This is a genomic window from Paenibacillus sp. 4624, from assembly GCF_050435065.1.
In the GTDB taxonomy this organism is placed as follows: domain Bacteria; phylum Bacillota; class Bacilli; order Paenibacillales; family Paenibacillaceae; genus Paenibacillus; species Paenibacillus amylolyticus_D.
The window spans coordinates 72,670-88,452 of record NZ_JBNDJR010000018.1; the positions used below are offsets into that span (position 1 = coordinate 72,670).

Here is a 15,783-nt window from a genome sequence, read left to right on the forward strand (position 1 = left end):
AACGTCCCCCGCTCTTACGATTGCTGCTCCAATGCGAGCAATTGCTCCTTGGTTTGCAGACCGCCTGCGTAACCCACCAGGGTGCCGTCTTTACCGCTCATGCGATGACAGGGAATAATAATCGGGATTGGGTTCTTGCTAATAGCATCCAAAACTGCACGTACAGCTTTGGGCCTGCCGATCTTTTCCGCAACCTCTTGGTGGGTTAAGGCTTCTCCATAAGATATATCGGACAGAACCTCCCAAACTTGTAGCTGGAATGCAGTCCCATACTGCTTAAGCTTCAAGTCAAATGTCGTTCTTTCCCCAGCAAAATACTGCCCTAGCTGTTTAGCAGCTTCGCTGAGCCTCTCTTCATTTTTCTCATATCGATATTCACCGACCCACGTACGGGCCCATTGTTGCAGATGAGCTTCCCGAACATGAAAAGCACCAAAATCGATATGACACAGTCCTTCATCGGTTGCACATACGGTAAGTGTCCCGATCGGTGTCAGCACCTCATCATAATACACAGGCTTGCCGTGAAGCCCAGTTACTGCAGACGGCTTCCATGCAGCTGCTTCGGATCTGCCAGAGGAGACGGACTGCTCCGGCTCACCTTCACCTTCACTCTTACTACCGTTCGTAGTCCACTGAATGTCCTTTCCAAACTCCGTATCTCTTATCTGAGATAAAAATTCGGTTTGTCCGTCTTTCACAACGCCCTCTATGTCTACTCGTTCTTGCTCTATCGCGTGCACTTGCTTCGCCACATTCACTTGTTCCGCCTGTGACGGATCGGGTAAGGTCTCGGACGATAACAATCTCTCCTTGGCCTTCTGCAGCATACTTAGCACGTTCCCATCTTGTTCGATCGCGGCAGCTTCCCCAATAGCTCTCATGGCATCTTCTCCTCCAATTCTGCTCAGCGCCCAGGCAGCGGTTCCCCGCAGTTCCGGACGCGGATCACGCTTCAGTACCTGCGTTAGTTTCGGTACAGCGCTTTTGTCTTTGAAATTGCCTAGTGCAATGACCGCATTGCGCTGGATCGGCTTTTTGCCCCGCCAAGCGGCAGAGCTTTGACCGAAACGTTCCTTGAATTCACGGTTGCCGATATCCAGCAGCGGCAACAGCAAAGGTTTTACAACCTCAGGATCGGGATGAAACTCGGGATGATGATCCCAGTTTTTGCCCCGATTTTTCGGACATACAATCTGACATGTATCACAACCGTACAGGCGGTTGCCTATTTTCAACATAAACTCTTCATCTAAGAACCCTTTTGTCTGGGTCAGAAAAGAAATACAACGCTGCGCGTTCAATTGGCCAGGGCCAACCAGCGCACCTGTAGGGCAGGCATCAATGCATTTCGTGCATTCCCCGCAATCCTCAGTTACGGGAGTATCCGGCGGGAACGGAATGTTCGTGACAAGCTCCCCCAGGAATATCCACGAACCGAATTTGGGCGATATAATCGAGCAGTTCTTGGCACTGAACCCGATCCCCGCCCGTTGCGATACGGCACGATCCACAAGCACACCTGTGTCCACCATACTTTCAATGATCGCTTCCGGTACGCGTTCACGGATAAAGTTCACCAGCTTGTCCATCGCCGCGCGAAGCACCTGGTGATAATCCTGCCCCCAAGCCGAACGAGCAAAAATGCCGCGGTACGCGCCAGGCTCCGACTTCGGCGGATTAACCATTTTGGACGGATAAGCTACAGCTATGGCGATCAGGGAAGCAGGTTCGCTATCCGGCAGGGCGGGATGCACTCTTTTTTCAATATCCGCTTCTTCAAATCCTGACGCGTATCCCTTATCCCGAGACTGCTCCAGCAGTGACTTCAAAGAAATAAAAGGGTCCGCTGAAGCGAATCCAATATCATCTATTCCCAGTTCCGGGCCTGCCGCCTTGATCTCCTGCTTTAACGCTTCCCATACGGAGGCGGCCTGTGCTGCCCCGGTCCGTACGTTCGTCATTGTTCTTCCCTCTTTTCTATAAGGCACGTAATCTCGTTATCTTTAAACAATGAACGCCCGCCTCACTTAAGAGACCAGGCGCTGAACTATAACGATATATGTCTTGCATCAGATTAAATGTACAGTCTACGTGCCTGTATGGTTAAACGCAAATTGCGCTTCGAAGTTGTTGTAGTCCAACATTTTACAGCTTTTTCATCTCGGAGAATGGCCAGAAAATAAACTCGGCTTTGCCGACAATCTCGCTGGAAGTTATACTCCCAAACACACGGCTGTCCTTGCTTTTGCCTTCATGACGATTATCTCCCATGACGAAGAAATGATCCGATGCCAGCGTAAGCGGCCCAAAATCAGGGTCCTGTACCTCAATGTCGGTGTAACTCTCTGCCTGCTGAACACCATTTACATATAGATGATGGTCTTTGACCTCAATTGTATCTCCAGGAAGTCCAACGATTCGTTTCACCAGAAAATCCTTCTTGCCTGCATCTTCACTCGGATCACGAAGAACGATCACATCCGACCGGGCTGGTTCACCGAAATGATAGACCATCTTGTTCACAAACAGACGATCGGACTCGACCAGCGTTGGCTGCATAGACTGTCCTTTGACCATCGACAGATTGAATACAAACAGGTTCAGCAACATCATGATCACAAAGGCCACCACAATGGTCTTCACCCAGTCCCACAATTCAGCTGTCCAGGACTTTCCTGCTTGCTCTGGGACAGGCTTCTGATTTTGCTCCTCAAACGTCGAATGCTCCATAGAAGGCATATTAGAATTCAAAGAGACACCTCATTTATCAGTTTGTAGATTATAACGTATAACCTTGGTCGTACTCCTTTTCAGTCTACTCTATTTGGAAGAGCGAAACAATTGGAGATGGTCACCAGAATTCTGAACCATACAATCTTTATAAGTGCACGCTTTGGAAAAATAAAAAAAGGATGCATATCTAGCGCTGCCTCCTCATATAAATAGAAAAGGCATATCTATCACGCCATGATGCGTGAACAGACATGCCTAATATGAAAATGAAACTCTCTTTATTTCTTTATCTAACTACACCGAATTTACCTGCATCGATTAAGCCTTGGACAAAATACTAAGTTTCTGGAAAGCACTCAGGATCTTATTGGCACCATACCCCATTGCTTCGTACAAAGGCATGGCTGCTTTGTTGTGCTCATCACCGGCCACCCATATCTGGCTGACTTTGCGCTGCTGGAATCGCTGTTCCATAGCCTCGACAAGTGTTTTGCCGACACCGCGGCGACGATAGTCTGGATGAACCGCAATACGATAGATGCATCCCTGGTTTTGATCAATCGTACCGATCAATGCGCCGACGAGGTCTCCCTCTTCTTCCGCAACCATGATCAGATCAGAATCCCATGACAATTGACGGGCAAACGGGCCCATCGTGTTTTCATAACACTCTTCCGATAGTGCAACCTGGAGAAGCTCCGTCATCTGGCTTGCATCACTCAACTGAAAGGAACGAACGTGCATGTTTGAAATCTCCCTTTTCGTTAGCTTAAGATGAGGTTTTACAAAAAAGGGAATCCCCTTTTACCAAAAACCCGATGTTCATATAATGACAAAAAACGAGAAAATACCGCTTCTCCGTCAATTAAACCATACTTTACTCCAGAAAACACGCATTTTCTTCTGTAAGCGCTTTATTGTAAACGTTTACAATGATTAACTTTGATTTTTATCGATTATTTCCGTCAAAATATTATAATTTTAGTCATAATGGGTAAAATATGTTTGTTATCTCTGGCCTAGCTTTTGATTAACGGTTCGAGGGACTTAATAAACAAAAATGTTGATTAATTATCCCGAATGCGGTTTAATAATAGTGACAAGGGTATTATTACATATGTACCTTAACAACAAATCACAAAATCTCAGGAGGTATTTCACTATGGCTTTTCAATTACCGGCACTTCCTTACGCTAACGACGCACTGGAACCACATATCGATGCGCAAACAATGGAAATTCACCACGATCGCCATCACAACACTTACGTAACTAACTTGAACGCAGCTCTGGAAAGCGCTCCTGAACTGCAAAGCAAAAGCTTGGAAGATCTGATCGCTAATCTGGACAGCGTACCGGAAAGCATCCGCACAGCGGTTCGTAACAACGGCGGCGGACATGCTAACCACAGCTTGTTCTGGGAAATCATCGGACCTAACGGCGGTGGCGCACCTACAGGTGACATCGCAGCAGCAATCGACAGCGAACTGGGCGGCTTTGACAAGTTCAAAGAAGACTTCGCTAAAGCAGCTACAACTCGTTTCGGTTCCGGCTGGGCATGGCTCGTTGTAGGCAAAGACGGCAAATTGTCCATCACTAGCACGCCTAACCAAGACAGCCCGCTCTTCGAAGGTCTGACTCCAGTTCTGGGTCTTGACGTATGGGAGCACGCGTACTACCTGAAATATCAAAACAAACGTCCTGATTACATCGGTGCATTCTGGAACGTAATCAACTGGGATGAAGTAAACAAACGTTACGCAGCAGCGAAGTAAGACGCTGTTCGAATAAAAGAGCCTGAATCGATCCTTGTGATCGACTCAGGCTCTTTGTTGTTGATTACTCCGTTGCCTCATCATAGGCGCCAGCAAAATAGTTCCGAAGAAGCTTCAAAAAGACATTAGGGAAAGCCAGCTTCTCCATATCTTCCGGGCCAATCCACTGATACGTGAGGCCATCGCCTTTACCTGTCAGGGCTTCCTGCGCCGCACGAGCGGCGGTAGATGCAGATGACTCTGCAGCTGGAGCTGCTTCCGCCTGTGATGCCGCCTGTGCATCGTAGGCGGCTCTAGCTTCCGCGGCGATCAGCGGAAGCTCACTGCTCTGGTCCTGCTCGGTGCACTTGTACACCTGCAGGCTCCAAACAATGTGGCTGAACACATGCTCCGCATGGGTAGCCAGCCCTTCCGGGCGGGCAGCGAAGCCTTCCGCCCACAGACTGCCGGCCAGCAAAGCCATGGCCGGCTCATCCGCCAGCGGCGCTGCCGCCTTACCCGCTGCGGCAGGTGCCGCCAGCACATGCGGCAGCTCCCACATCCGGGCCAGCAGGCCTGTCTCTGGGCGCTGGCGCACAAGCACACGGCCGCGATGAGCACCGCGGCCTTCCACCAGGGCAACCAGCCGCTGCTCAGGGCGCGGCGGCTTCGCTTTGGTCTTGACCGGCAACGTAAGCTCCCTTCCGGCAATTCTGCCGGAACATTGCTCCATCACCGGGCAAGTCAAGCAATGCGGCGCTTTGGGTGTGCACACCAGCGCGCCAAGTTCCATTAGCGCCTGGTTGAAATCACGCGCCCGCCCTTCCGGAATGAGCTCTCCCGCGAGCTCTTCCATCAAAACCCGGGTGCTGCCCTTCATAATATCCTCATCAATGAGGAAATATCGGGACAGCACCCGCATCACATTGCCGTCCACCGCTGGCTGCGGCTGGTTGAAGGCAATGCTGAGAATGGCGCCGGCTGTATACGGGCCGACTCCTTTTAACGCAAAGACGCTCTGCTTGTCTTGCGGCATCTCTCCGCCGTGCAACTCCATAACCTGCTTAGCCGCCGCCTGAAGATTACGCGCCCTCGAATAATATCCGAGCCCTTCCCAATTTTTCAGCACCTCTTCCTCCGGTGCCTCGGCAAGAGCCTGAACAGTCGGGAAATTCCCGATAAATCGGTTAAAATACGGAATCACCGTATCTACGCGCGTCTGTTGCAGCATAATTTCCGAAACCCAAGTAAAATACGGATTGTTGTGGCGGCGCCACGGCAAATCCCGACGATTAATCATGTACCACTCCAGCAAATTCACGCTGAAATGTCGTTTCTGTTCTTGTAAACCCATATGCCCTTCCTTCCCTGTATCCCCAATTTTCCGAAAAGTTCACTATATAAATGAAAAGGCGGTGCCACGGCTATCTGGTCTAATGATTACGGCTATCCGTCGACCTCAGCCATGCGGGTATTCCTCAAGCGGGTCAACCGTACTCTGCACCTATTCATACCTGTCCATTTCCCTTACGTCTCTTCCCCGTTCACTTCATGTATCTGCTCCACAATGGCAAATGCGGCCGCCAGCTCCGTCTGATGTGTAATGCTTAGGTGAATCTGGTACCTCTGAACACATGGTAGCCGAAGCCGCTCCCAGGCCTGACTAGACACTGTAGCGACCGGACGACCGGACGGATCAGGTAACACTTCGATGTCTTGAAAACCCATGACAGCGCCGATCCCACACCCGAATGCTTTGGACACTGCCTCTTTGGCCGCAAAACGTCCGGATACAAACTCCGCCATTCGTTTCCCGCGCCTAGCCGCAATTTCTCGTTCAGCCGGAGTTAAAATACGCTTCATAAACGCCTCTGCCTGACGACCAGACAGCAACCTGCGCGACCGTTCAATCTCTAATACATCGTTGCCAATGCCATATATCATAACGATTCACCTGCTTAATCTTTTAGGCTGTAAAAGATAATCCTTACTTCAACGAATCCGTATCTTTCCGAACACGTATTCTATTGTAGCAGGAGGCGTGCATGGATGCGAGCACCTGTTATCCACATTCCCACTTTTGCTAAAATTTTCTGATCCGCAAGTATTCACCGTGATAATAACGAGTAGCGCGGTTGAGATCATACAACAAAAAGAGCCGCTGCTCAGGGCAGTGACTCTTTTTTCAAGCAACGAATCATTTTCAAAATAAAACACGTTGCTCGAATTTATTCTAAATTCCCGGCATTAAATACCAGGAATCGCATTCCGTTTGTGATGTGTGCGTGTGTAAAACGCCTCTAAGCGCTCTTGTGCAGCCGGGTCAATCTGCTTGCCCTCAAGGTAATCGCTGTTCGCCTCGTATGAGATGCCCAGCTCGTCCTCATCCGTTTGCCCTTCCCATAGTCCAGCCGAAGGAGCTTTGTCCAGAATGGATTGCGGCACTTTCAGGTAAGCAGCCAGCTGACGAACCTGACGCTTGTTGAGTGTGCTCAGTGGCGTAATATCCACCGCTCCATCGCCCCATTTGGTGTAAAAGCCTGTAATCGCTTCGGATGCATGATCCGTACCTACGACCAGCAGGTTTTCTTCAAATGAAAGCGCATATTGCATCACCATACGTGTTCTGGCTTTCACATTACCTTTGCCTTGGTGAGTCATGTGGCGCGGACTCCCCAGGGATTTGAAGCCCTGCTCCACTTCCAACGCAATTTCATTCACGGCATCTTCGATGTTTGTTTCCACGACATATTTCAGATCGTATGCTTTCGCTACAGCATAGCTATCCTGGATATCCGCTTGCTCTCCATAAGGCTGGAACACACCCAGCGTTTTGTATTCTTGATTGTTTTCTGCAGTAAGCTCGTCCGTGGCTTGTTTGCAAAGGGCTGTCGCTACAGCACTGTCAATACCGCCGCTAATAGCAATGAGCAGTCCTTTGGTGCCGGAATTTTTTACATACGTTTTCAGAAAGTCCACACGCTTGCGTACTTCCTCAGCTTCATTAATGCTCGGTTTAACCTTCAATTCAGCGATGATCTGTTGTTGCAAACTCATCGTTCATACACCCCGTTTCTACATGAATAGGATTTTGATGCCCCATTTGAAAGGTATTTTGATACTTGGCTTGAAAGGTGATTTGATGTCCAGCTAGAAAGGTTCGAAAGGTTCAATAACCTGATCTGTCCAAAATGAAACGCCCCGGCATCGGGCATCCGAGGTGCGGGGCGTTCTATGAAGCGGATTAACGGCAGTAACGTTCAAACGCACTTGTCAGGTCAGCCGCGATCTCCTCTGCAGAACGATCTTCCACTTGGTGACGCTCGATAAAGTGAACGAGTTCTCCGTCTTTCATCAAAGCAATCGACGGTGAGGATGGTGGATATGGCGCAAAGAATTCACGAGCCTTTGCCGTTGCTTCCTTGTCTTGACCTGCAAATACGGTGTAAAGGTGATCCGGTGTAATATCGTTCTGAAGTGCCTGAGCAACCCCTGGACGACATTGACCTGCTGCACATCCGCATACAGAGTTAATTACAACCAGTGCTGTTCCTTTAGCATCCGGCAAGCTTGCTTCAACCTCTTCCGGTGTGCGCAGCTCCTGGATTCCCAGACGAGTCAGCTCATCCCGCATTGGCTGAACCATATCTCTCATGTATTGATCAAATGACATCGACATTCAGTTTCACTCCTTATAATGGTTGTTCTATGATCTCGTTTGAAAAGTTAGAGGACAATAGCTATGCACAAACGAATGCGTCCATATCGAAAAAAATGGATACACGCTGTGCTATTCCTATTATACATCCCCATGCAATGAAAGCAAGGTTCAGACAACACCTGCGGAACAGCTTTCTCTCACTTATTATGGCTAATGGTCTGGCAAAATATGCTGACACGCTAACGCTGAAAGGCAACCTTGAACGTCGTTCCATGCCCTTCTTCGGATTCAACGGTAATTGTGCCATTATGGCGTTCGACAATGCTCAGACACATGGATAATCCCAGTCCGGTTCCTTTTGCTTTGGTTGTATAAAACGGTTCAAACAGCTTTTCCTGCTTCACTGGCGGTATCCCCGGCCCCGTATCGTGTACACACAGTTCCACCCTGTCATCAACCATCCGGGTTTCCAAGGTAAGCACACCTTTTTCGGTCATCGCTTCCATTCCGTTACGAGCAAGATTCAATACGACCTGTTTGATTTCTTTCGCATTTAGATGCAGCTTCGGCACATTATGGGCCAGCATCAGTTCGATGCTCTGACCTCTTAGGTTGGCGTCTGCCCATAGCAAAGGACTAAGTTCATGAATGATATCGTGTAATTGTGATTCTTCTTTTTCTGCTATACGGTTCTGAGCCAGGGACAGAAAATCATTGATGATACTGTTCGCTCTGTCGAGCTCCTCCATAACGATTCGATAATAATGATTCAGGGAATCAGGACTCTTTTCCTGCATTAACTGCAGAAACCCTCGCACCACAGCCATCGGATTGCGTACCTCATGCGTGATGCTTGCCGCCATCTGTCCCACCAAGCTTAGACGATCCACATTATCAAGTTCGCTGCGCAGCATCTCAAGCTCGGTAACATCCTGAATAATGAGTATTGCTCCCGAGACTTCCTTCGAGCCTTCCGCAGCATAAGCATAGATCGGCACAGTTCGGGAAAGAAATACATGCGAGCCGTATCGCACCGTCAGCACACTTACTTCACCATGCACAACCGCTTGCTGGATGCTGTGCTCCATCTTATCCGCCTGTTCTTGCTCAACAAATTGACTGGCGTGATGCCCAATTAAGTTATGTGCCGATGTGCATGGAAGCTGTTCTTTTGCCGTTTGCTTCATCAGTTCGTTTACAAACACAACTTTGCCTTCGACATCTACCGTGGCTATAGAAAGAGGTACTGCATTCAAAATCTGGTGCAGTTTCTCTGTTTCACTCATGTAATGGTGATGCACCTCAGACAGTTGCTGTTCCATTCCGCGATAACGTCCCATCCGATCCAGCCACAACTGACTCATGCTCCCAGCAGCCAATGCACCTGCCATATATCCAAGTGCTGACAAAATCAGATAAAGCTTGGAATATGTCGTATCAGGATAGACATAAACCATCCATAACAGACTTGCAACAGCCAGTTCAGCGGTAATCAGCGCGATGACCGTATTCATTTTGCGGGAACATGTATTATGCTTGAATCGTTTGGCAGACAACCATACAATAGGATAGAGAAGTATTCCCGTATGAAGAAGAAATCCGTACAGATTATAGGGATGTGCTAATAGAAAATAGAAGAGAATATGTAGAATGGACAAGGCAGCGCCTATGTGGGCTTTACAATATAGAATCGCAAGAGTGACCGGGATAATACTCAGGGATATAGGAACGGTCTCGGAACCTACGGATAATGCAAAAATCAGACAGAGCAGCATGCTGATGACACTTGTTGCCGCAAAGCTGAAATTGACTTTATCTGCGTGATCCATTCGCATGACCTGTTGTTTGGAGAGACCCAGATAAAATAAGGGAATCAGGAATACTGCCGATCCGGCCAGCAGTACTTGTAAAAGAATGTCCTTTAACGCAACCACAACGTCATCTCCTCCTCTACCTGCACATTCCCTCATTTAATTCTGATTAAAACATAGGCGACAGTATATTACAATATATCGCTTAAGACTGCAAAATAGAACACCGTATTACCCTGTCTGATTTCAGAAAAAAGCAGCAGCAGACATTGTCTATAAAAACCAGACAAAATTAATCAAAAAAGAAGGTAATTATATATGTATGACGTTATCGTAATCGGCGGCGGTTCAGCAGGTCTGATGGCTTGTGTAGCTGCGGCCGAGCATGGAGCCTCCGTCCTGTTACTGGATAAAGGAGATCAATTGGGACGTAAACTGGGTATTTCCGGCGGAGGACGCTGTAATGTAACCAATGCCAAAGAAACGGATGAACTGATTCGACATATTCCGGGTAATGGACGGTTTTTATACAGCTCGTTTCAAAATCTGGACAATCAGGGCATCATGCGTTTTTTTGAAAATCTCGGCATTGCCTTGAAAGAAGAAGACAACGGCCGAATGTTCCCCGTCACAGACAAAGCCAAAACGGTTGTTGATGCGTTAGTCGGGAAAATTGTATCCCTTGGCGTCGAGATTCGTACTAAAGAACCTGTGAAAGAAGTTATTCAGAACGGTCAGCAAGTGCAGGGTGTTAAGCTGGCTTCAGGCAAAATCATTCACGGCCGCTCCGTCATTATTGCAACAGGCGGCAAATCTGTGCCGCAAACCGGTTCCACAGGTGACGGATACCCTTGGGCTGAGGCAGCTGGTCATACCATCACAGAGTTATATCCAACCGAAGTGCCAATTGTATCTGGAGAGAGCTGGATTCAGTCTAAAGAACTGCAGGGCTTGTCCCTGCGTGATATCGCACTGTCTGTACTCGATGCCAAAGGCAAAACGGTTATCTCCCATCGTGGAGACATGCTTTTCACTCATTTTGGCGTATCTGGCCCGGTTGCTCTGCGTTGCAGTCAATTTATTCGCAAGGTTCAGATGAAATCAGGGAATACACAGGTCACCATGAGTATCGACCTCTTCCCTGACTTTACCCCTGCTGCGCTGGAAGCACAAGTGAAGCAAGGCCTAGAGCAAGAGTCGCGCAAGGCTGTCAAAAATATTTTGAGAACATGGGTGCCTGAGCGTCTGATTCCTCTATTGATGAAACGTGCCGAGATCGGGGATGATCTGACATTTCACCATTTTCCAAAAGGTATGTTAAACCATCTGTGCGAATTGATGAAGTCCTTTACTTTCCGCGTAGACGGCACAAGATCGCTTAAAGAAGCCTTTGTTACCGGAGGTGGGGTTCACTTAAAGGAAATATACCCTAAAACGATGGAATCCAAGCTGCTGCCTGGACTATTCTTTTGCGGCGAGGTACTCGATATTCACGGTTATACTGGCGGCTATAACATCACCGCTGCTTTCTCTACAGGGTATACTGCGGGTATGCATGCCGCGGAGTACAGACATGCTAACGTGTAGGTAATTTGGTGTTTGATGTGTGGTGTGTGGTGGTTGGTGTTTGGTGGTTGGTGTTCTACTTTTCACTTTCGTCGGCCATGGTCGACGGCAAGTGCCTGTGCCTAACGATGTTGACGTAGGGTGAGCGAAGTATGTCTAGGTGCAGACTGCTGTGGTGGAATGTTGCTTGTCATTTGTCAGGTATCGGTGTTGTATGCACGTTGTAGACGTGGCTTTAATGTGCTCATCAATACATTGGCTAGTGTCGGGTGTTGTGGTCCGTTTCGGTGTGATGCTGATAGTTGGTGAGTCGCTTTGAACGTGGTCCAAGCGCTAACGATCACCACGAACCTTATTTCGTGAAAATTGACCCTTTTTAAATTCTAACGATCACCAGGAACGCTATTTGGCACCAAACAGGCCTTTCCAGCTTGAAATGATTCATTTCTGCCAAAATAACTTCTCTGGAGATCGTTAGATTTTCAAACACCTCAAAATCGAGCAAATAGCATTCCCTGTGATCGTTAGAAAATGATCAGGTACAACACTGGCCGATGGGCCAATGACATAAAATGCATCATACGATTGTGCAAAAAAAGGCACCCCATATGTCATTATCCATGATCAGGGTGCCTTTTGCTCTGCTTTAACAACTATTCTTTACAGCTCTAATTGGAGTTCCAGATACACCTTGCCCTTTAATGCAACATAGTTGCGGGCTAGTATGTTGGTACAGGACTGCAATTGGTAGTGTTGTTAGGACTGTTTTGGTTACTGTTCTTGGTACTGTTCTTGGTACTGTTCTTGGTACTGTTCTTGGTACTGTTCTTGGTACTGTTCTTGGTACTGTTCTTAGTACTGTTGTTGTCACGTTATTACAGTTGTTGATGGCATCCGGTACTGATGTTGTGGCCACTTTCATTCTAACCTTTGGTACCGTCTTCCTCTTTTCCCCATCTCCACTAGTTCGTAGTTCTCACCTCAGGCTTTAACGCTACCGGAAAATCCATCTGCCGAATCATCATAAACCGGATCATCACTATAATTATGCTCTCCCTGATCTACACTTTGATCAATGTTGTGACCGTAATTTACCGTTTGGCTCCCGCCGCGCGCATAGCTCTCGTCCCAGTCCTCGTTCACTACATGTGCCGGAATGGATACATTTTGGAACTGATCCGGTTCATCCACTGAGGAAGCAAACACCGCACTCCCTCCATGTGATTGCACGATCTCTACTGCGGATTGCGGGTCCTGCCGATCCGTCGGAATATATAATTCAAGTGGTGCAGATTGATATGGCTTATAGCCTAATTCCTCCAAGGTTGCTTTTGCCTCAAGCAGTGCCGAAGGATCGGAAAAATGCACTTGAAGCTCACCGTTATCCATCATACTCTACGCCTCCTTACTATAGATATTTCTATCCTCGGTCTGTGAAACCTATTGAAAATCAAGACATCCATGAATCAAGACATACATGAACAGGACACCCATAACATTCATGACTCCTATGACACTTATGACTCATGACACTGATGTAATTCACAAAACCTTTCTTCTATAGGATGGGCAGTAAACATATGTGATATGCGTCCTCGGTAGCAAATCCTTTCAAGCACGTTTTTGCAAAATCATGAACGGGTCTGTCTGATCAAGCCTTCAACGGACACTACAACATAACCCAATGCCGCCGTGCATGCAGCAGTCAGAAAACCGGGAAGCCAGCCCAGCCAAAACACTCCCATGACATATCCCATCAGCGCAACAAGTGGAAGTAACAACATACGCACCATGATGGAGCCTGCCTCATGCAGCGCAGCAGAATCATAGGTGACAAGCTGAACATACTCCGAGGTTGCCAGTCCATCCCATGCACGGTACAACATCACGGTGAGCATGATCACCAGTAACCCACACACGATGACATTGACCGGAAACGGCGGCAAGGCTACCGCTGCGATAGACAACCCACCTAGTTGCAAATACAATTTCAACGTCTCGGAATTACGAAGAAATGCTTTAAATGCGATCTCCGCTGTCCGATTTCGAATGGAGCGTTTACGGAATAACTTGCGAGGTTTACGGAATACGATTGTTCGTGTCTGCGGAGACTTCGGCTTGCTCACGGCCTGACTTAACATCAGTGCGGTCAACCTGAGCCTGCTTCGCAAATCCTCGCGCACATCGCCCTCAAACGTACCTTTCATACGTAATCTCATCTGGATCATCGTAATGAGCAGCAGCAGAACGGCGGCAATACTGAGCATCATTTTCCACGTATACATGTCCCCTAACATCCAAGCGGATGTGCGAACAGTCATCCATCCCATGGCGATCACAAGTGAGGCCAATGAAAGCCAGCGCCGCCATCCCGTATATCGAACTTTAATTATATGTATAGCAATGACTTGAAGTGACGCTACGGTTCCCAACCAGAAACTTGTCAGCACAATCTGTAAAAGAGACATCTCGTATACACGAACGAGCAGCGGCGCAACAAACGCGGTAATAAGCATCATTTTTCCAAATTGTAACACCGTCACCCGCCAAAGCCCGCGCATCATCAATGTTCGCATCCAGACCGTTCTGGATTTCAAGAATAATACATCGGCTTCCTCGATAAAAAGCAGAACTCCACCCGTCAGGATGATCAGTTCGAGAATCCCCGTTAGTAGAGGGAATGATATACTGGTTGCCCATGTTGGCAATGCGTTCGTCCACAGACTGGCATACCAGCCGATAAAATATAGCAGACCTGGAATCAGCAGATACAGCCAGACTGTCCAGTCCACCACAAGTTTGAAGTTGCGCCACTGTTCTCGAAGATGCTCTTTCTGTCTTCTCTGATATAGAAGATGCGGGGTATAACGTTTGGGCTCAACCATCAGGTTTCTCCTTTCTTCAATCCGATGTTAACGTGTCAAAGCAATCAAACAAAGATGCTTCCGGCATTCCCGCCGTAGCACGAATTTCATTCAACGTTCCTTCCGCAGCCGACCTGCCGGCAGCAATCAGAATAAAACGGTCACAGATCCGTTCAGCCGTATCGAGCACATGTGTAGACATTAACACGCCCGCTCCTCGGCGGCGCTCATCATCAAGTAATTTCAGAAAATCCTTTGTTGCACGTGGATCTAAACCGATAAATGGCTCGTCCACAATATAGATATCCGGTGAAGAGAGAAATCCGATCATGAGCATCATTTTCTGACGCATGCCCTTCGAGAAACTCGCTGGAAGATCATTACGGACATGATCCATACCAAAACGGGCTAACAGTTCTTCTGCTCTCGAAACAAATACCTCTTCTTCTATTTCATATGCTGCGGCGGCCAGATCAAGATGTTCCCACAAGGTCATGTACTCGTAAAAAACAGGCTGTTCGGGAACGTAGGCGTAACGCCCTTCCCCACCAATGGTTACATCATAATCGGCATGCTCCAGCAGGCCAAGCAATGTCTTGATGGTTGTACTTTTACCTGCACCATTGGGCCCGATAATCCCGACCAACTCTCCCGGCGCCACGTGCATTCGAATATTCCGGATCGTAGACTGCCCTGGTGCGTAACCTGCTTCGCGAATATGTACGTTCAGAATGGAATTAGATAAAGCTGTTTCTTCCTGCGATGCATATTGCATGGCTTAACCACTCCTGTTCTTATCCATTTTTACGTGATGAACTATTTATATTGTAAATGAGTTTTGAGTATCATGTTTGATCAAATTGAGCAAAAAGTAAGCCATTCAATTCTATTGTTTCTAATCCCATAAAAAGAAGCAGGGGTTCCGGAGCCCCTGCTTCTTCATGTTACAGTGAAAAACTCATATTACCGATTGCTCTCCACCATGGTCATCGTTTCGCTTTCTGCATCCGCATTAGCGTTCAGACCCAGATCGAGCTTACCCCGACTTTCGCTGGCATAGCTGCTGCTTGCGGTACGCTCACGGTCATTCCCGTTACTGTTGCGCTCGGATTGAGCCATCGTTGCACTCTCTCCTTCCGCTTTCGCGTTCAGACCCAAATCCAGCTTACCGCGGCTTTCGCTGGCATAGCTGCTGCTTGCGGTACGCTCACGGTCATTCCCGTTACTGCTGCGCTCGGATTGAGCCATCGTTGCACTCTCTCCTTCCGCTTTCGCGTTCAGACCCAGATCGAGCATGCCGCGGCTTTCGCTGGCATAGCTGCTGCTTGCGGTACGCTCACGGTCATTCCCGTTACTGCTGCGCTCGGATTGAGCCATCGTTGCACTCTCTCC

General features: G+C 48.2%; 14 protein-coding genes. 2 read left to right on the forward strand and 12 right to left on the reverse strand.

What is annotated here, in order from left to right; translation table 11 throughout:
• Positions 1-14 precede the first annotated feature (14 nt).
• From queG to ABIE27_RS28295, 3 genes are all read right to left on the reverse strand, one after another.
• Entirely contained in the window at positions 15-1,964 is a 1,950-nt protein-coding gene (queG, locus tag ABIE27_RS28285; RefSeq protein ID WP_429352065.1) for a tRNA epoxyqueuosine(34) reductase QueG, read from the reverse strand.
• Between the two features lie 184 nt (positions 1,965-2,148).
• Positions 2,149-2,754, reverse strand: a complete 606-nt coding sequence (gene lepB / locus ABIE27_RS28290; protein ID WP_429352066.1) for a signal peptidase I — start codon at positions 2,752-2,754, stop codon at positions 2,149-2,151.
• Positions 2,755-3,054: 300 nt separating this feature from the next.
• Complete coding sequence (locus ABIE27_RS28295) at positions 3,055-3,480, reverse strand: GNAT family N-acetyltransferase (protein ID WP_090924581.1); 426 nt, start codon at positions 3,478-3,480, stop codon at positions 3,055-3,057.
• 418 nt (positions 3,481-3,898) lie between these two features.
• On the opposite strand from ABIE27_RS28295, the gene ABIE27_RS28300 reads away from it, so the two are divergent.
• Positions 3,899-4,510 carry a superoxide dismutase gene (locus tag ABIE27_RS28300; RefSeq protein ID WP_429352067.1) on the forward strand — a complete coding sequence of 204 codons (612 nt, stop codon included), beginning with the start codon at positions 3,899-3,901 and terminating at the stop codon, positions 4,508-4,510.
• A 64-nt stretch (positions 4,511-4,574) separates the two neighbouring features.
• Here ABIE27_RS28300 and mutY read toward each other — a convergent pair whose 3' ends face one another.
• The 5 genes from mutY to ABIE27_RS28325 form a co-directional block, all read right to left on the reverse strand.
• Entirely contained in the window at positions 4,575-5,843 is a 1,269-nt protein-coding gene (mutY, locus tag ABIE27_RS28305; RefSeq protein ID WP_123066844.1) for an A/G-specific adenine glycosylase, read from the reverse strand.
• Between the two features lie 173 nt (positions 5,844-6,016).
• Complete coding sequence (acpS, locus tag ABIE27_RS28310) at positions 6,017-6,433, reverse strand: holo-ACP synthase (RefSeq protein ID WP_123066843.1); 417 nt, start codon at positions 6,431-6,433, stop codon at positions 6,017-6,019.
• A gap of 303 nt (positions 6,434-6,736) precedes the next feature.
• Positions 6,737-7,546 carry an ammonia-dependent NAD(+) synthetase gene (nadE, locus tag ABIE27_RS28315; RefSeq protein WP_123066842.1) on the reverse strand — a complete coding sequence of 270 codons (810 nt, stop codon included), beginning with the start codon at positions 7,544-7,546 and terminating at the stop codon, positions 6,737-6,739.
• Between the two features lie 187 nt (positions 7,547-7,733).
• On the reverse strand, positions 7,734-8,168 hold the full coding sequence (locus tag ABIE27_RS28320; RefSeq protein ID WP_123066841.1) for a BrxA/BrxB family bacilliredoxin: 435 nt from the start codon (positions 8,166-8,168) through the stop codon (positions 7,734-7,736).
• 221 nt (positions 8,169-8,389) lie between these two features.
• A complete protein-coding gene (locus ABIE27_RS28325; protein WP_161557042.1) occupies positions 8,390-10,084 on the reverse strand; it encodes a two-component system sensor histidine kinase NtrB in 1,695 nt (564 codons plus the stop codon).
• 195 nt (positions 10,085-10,279) lie between these two features.
• Here ABIE27_RS28325 and ABIE27_RS28330 point away from each other — a divergent pair, with 195 nt between their 5' ends.
• Positions 10,280-11,548, forward strand: coding sequence for an NAD(P)/FAD-dependent oxidoreductase (locus tag ABIE27_RS28330; protein ID WP_123066839.1), 1,269 nt, complete (start codon positions 10,280-10,282; stop codon positions 11,546-11,548).
• Positions 11,549-12,508: 960 nt separating this feature from the next.
• Here the strand turns inward: ABIE27_RS28330 and ABIE27_RS28335 are convergent.
• The 4 genes from ABIE27_RS28335 to ABIE27_RS28350 form a co-directional block, all read right to left on the reverse strand.
• On the reverse strand, positions 12,509-12,919 hold the full coding sequence (locus ABIE27_RS28335) for a hypothetical protein (RefSeq protein WP_123066837.1): 411 nt from the start codon (positions 12,917-12,919) through the stop codon (positions 12,509-12,511).
• 239 nt (positions 12,920-13,158) lie between these two features.
• Positions 13,159-14,412 carry an ABC transporter permease gene (locus tag ABIE27_RS28340; RefSeq protein ID WP_429352068.1) on the reverse strand — a complete coding sequence of 418 codons (1,254 nt, stop codon included), beginning with the start codon at positions 14,410-14,412 and terminating at the stop codon, positions 13,159-13,161.
• Between the two features lie 16 nt (positions 14,413-14,428).
• Positions 14,429-15,166 carry an ABC transporter ATP-binding protein gene (locus tag ABIE27_RS28345; RefSeq protein ID WP_123066835.1) on the reverse strand — a complete coding sequence of 246 codons (738 nt, stop codon included), beginning with the start codon at positions 15,164-15,166 and terminating at the stop codon, positions 14,429-14,431.
• A gap of 188 nt (positions 15,167-15,354) precedes the next feature.
• Positions 15,355-15,783: hypothetical protein (locus ABIE27_RS28350; RefSeq protein ID WP_429352069.1), on the reverse strand; the 429-nt coding region annotated here is incomplete at its 5' end.